Here is a 2,651-nt window from a genome sequence, read left to right on the forward strand (position 1 = left end):
TCAACCATATCTTGTAATGATGCAAATGCACGACTGAGTACGCCATCTAATTTAACACTTGGCTGATATTCTTCAACTCTTGACTGTACCGGGGTAACATTATCAAGCCCAAGTTCATGCTTCACGTGCATTAAAAAGCGTACACGCTTACCTAAGCTGTCGAGTAATACAAATTGAGTATTAGGAAGTGCAATAGCTAAAACAATACCAGGAAGCCCTGGGCCTGTACCAACATCAATATAATGATGACCGGGTAAATGAGGTGCAACAACAAGGCTATCCATAATATGCTTTACCATCATTTCTTGAGGTAAACGTACTGAGGTTAAGTTATACGCTTTGTTCCACTTATCCAATAGTTCAACGTAACGAACAAGCTGTTGCTGTTGTTTTTCTGTTAGCGCAATATCAGTTTGCGCTAACAATGTAGTTAATTGTTGTTGTAACACTAGGTGCCCTTACCGTTACGCAGATTTGCGTAATAAGCCTTGCTTCTTCAGATACACTAATAATAACGAAATAGCTGCTGGTGTGATACCAGAAATACGCGAAGCCTGACCAATAGTGTCTGGACGAGACTCTTCTAGTTTTGCCACTACCTCGTTTGATAAACCTGATACGGTTTTATAATCAAACTCTTTTGGTAAGATTGTTTCTTCATGGCGAAGCTGTTTATTGATCTCATCCTGCTGACGCGCAATGTAACCTGCGTATTTTGTATGGATCTCAACCTGCTCTAAAGCCGCTTTATTTGTAAACTCAGATCCTAAGCCTTCAATAGCCATTAGATCATCATAACGGATCTCTGGGCGGCGTAGTAATTCTTCTAAACTTGCTTCACGCGTTAATGGAGCTTTTAATAAAGCGTTTACTTGATCAATAACTGTATGATCTTTGTGAATCCACGTGTCTTTTATACGTTGTTTTTCTTTTTCAATAATTTCCATTTTTTCGTTAAATGCCTGCCAGCGCTCATCGTTAACTAAACCTAGCTCACGGCCTTTTTCAGTTAGACGAATATCGGCATTATCTTCACGCAACAATAAACGGTATTCAGCACGGCTGGTAAACATACGGTAAGGTTCTTTTGTACCAAGCGTTGCTAAGTCGTCAATTAATACACCAACGTATGCTTCGTCACGACGTGGCGTCCACGAATCTTTACCTTGCACTTTAAGTGCCGCGTTCATACCAGCAATTAAGCCCTGGGCTCCTGCTTCTTCGTAACCAGTAGTTCCGTTTATTTGGCCTGCAAAGAATAAGCCTTCAATAAATTTAGTTTCTAGTGATTGTTTTAAATCACGTGGATCAAAGTAATCGTATTCAATAGCATAACCTGGTCGACAAATATGTGCATTTTCAAAACCGGTGATCGATTGCACTATTTCTAATTGCACATCAAACGGTAGACTTGTCGAAATACCATTAGGGTAAAGCTCGTAAGATGTTAAACCCTCTGGCTCTACAAATATTTGGTGTTTGTCTTTATCTGCAAAGCGAACAATTTTATCTTCAATAGATGGGCAGTAACGTGGACCAATGCCTTCAATAACACCTGAGTACATAGGTGAACGATGCAAGTTTTTGCGTATAACATCATGTGTTTTTTCATTTGTGTAAGTGATGTAACACGGTATTTGTTGCGGGTGGTCACTTTGTTTACCTAAAAATGAAAATACAGGTGTAGGTGCATCGCCTGGTTGCTCCTGCATTTTGCTAAAATCAACCGTACGCGCATCAATACGTGGTGGAGTACCTGTTTTTAAACGATCTACTCTAAAAGGCTGTTCACGTAATCGTTGTGCTAAAGCTATTGATGGTGGATCGCCTGCACGTCCGCCTTTGTAATTTTCTAAACCAATATGTATTTGGCCACCTAAAAATGTACCTACGGTAAGTACTACACTAGGTGCACTAAAACGTAACCCCATTTGAGTTACTACGCCGGTTACTCGATCGTTTTCAACAATAAGATCATCACACGATTGCTGAAATATTTTTAAGTTTTCTTGATTTTGTAATGTGGTTTGAATAGCCGCTTTATACAAAGCGCGATCAGCTTGTGCACGGGTTGCACGAACCGCAGGTCCCTTTGAAGAATTTAAAGTACGAAATTGGATCCCGCCTTTATCAATAGCTTGTGCCATTGCACCGCCAAGCGCGTCAATTTCTTTTACCAAATGACCTTTGCCTATCCCACCAATTGCTGGGTTACAAGACATTTGACCAAGGGTATCCATATTGTGAGTTAGTAGCAGGGTATTCATCCCCATACGGGCAGCTGCCAATGCGGCTTCAGTGCCTGCATGTCCACCACCTACTACGATAACGTCAAAATTTTCATGAAAAATCATTAATGGGATCCTACTTAAATCAAACCGGTAAACTTCAAAAGGGAGCGTATTCTACCTAGAAATGAGCAGAAGATAAATGATTAAACTGTGCTCAGATCTAAGTAAGTGATCTCTAATAATATAAAGGATCTTTTAAAGAGATCTTTTAATACTATTACTACTACTGATCGGGTTTTCTGTTGATAAGCTTTAGATCTTGTTTAAAAACATTAAATTAGATCAGATCTAAAGGTGTTAATATGATCGGATCATCCCACAAATAAGCACTGATCAAAAAGCCACTTTATGCACAGGGGG

General features: G+C 39.7%; 2 protein-coding genes. Both read right to left on the bottom strand.

The genetic code is table 11. The annotated features are described in order from the left end of the window. Positions 1-449 (bottom strand): 16S rRNA (guanine(527)-N(7))-methyltransferase RsmG (rsmG, locus tag BCG07_RS01125; RefSeq protein WP_286888156.1); only part of this gene is annotated, 449 nt, incomplete at its 3' end. A gap of 15 nt (positions 450-464) precedes the next feature. Next, on the bottom strand, positions 465-2,354 hold the full coding sequence (mnmG, locus tag BCG07_RS01130; protein ID WP_243532159.1) for a tRNA uridine-5-carboxymethylaminomethyl(34) synthesis enzyme MnmG: 1,890 nt from the start codon (positions 2,352-2,354) through the stop codon (positions 465-467). Positions 2,355-2,651 lie beyond the last annotated feature (297 nt).

It is taken from the genome of Pseudoalteromonas sp. ESRF-bin5 (assembly GCF_002632075.1).
Lineage (GTDB): Bacteria > Pseudomonadota > Gammaproteobacteria > Enterobacterales > Alteromonadaceae > Pseudoalteromonas > Pseudoalteromonas marina.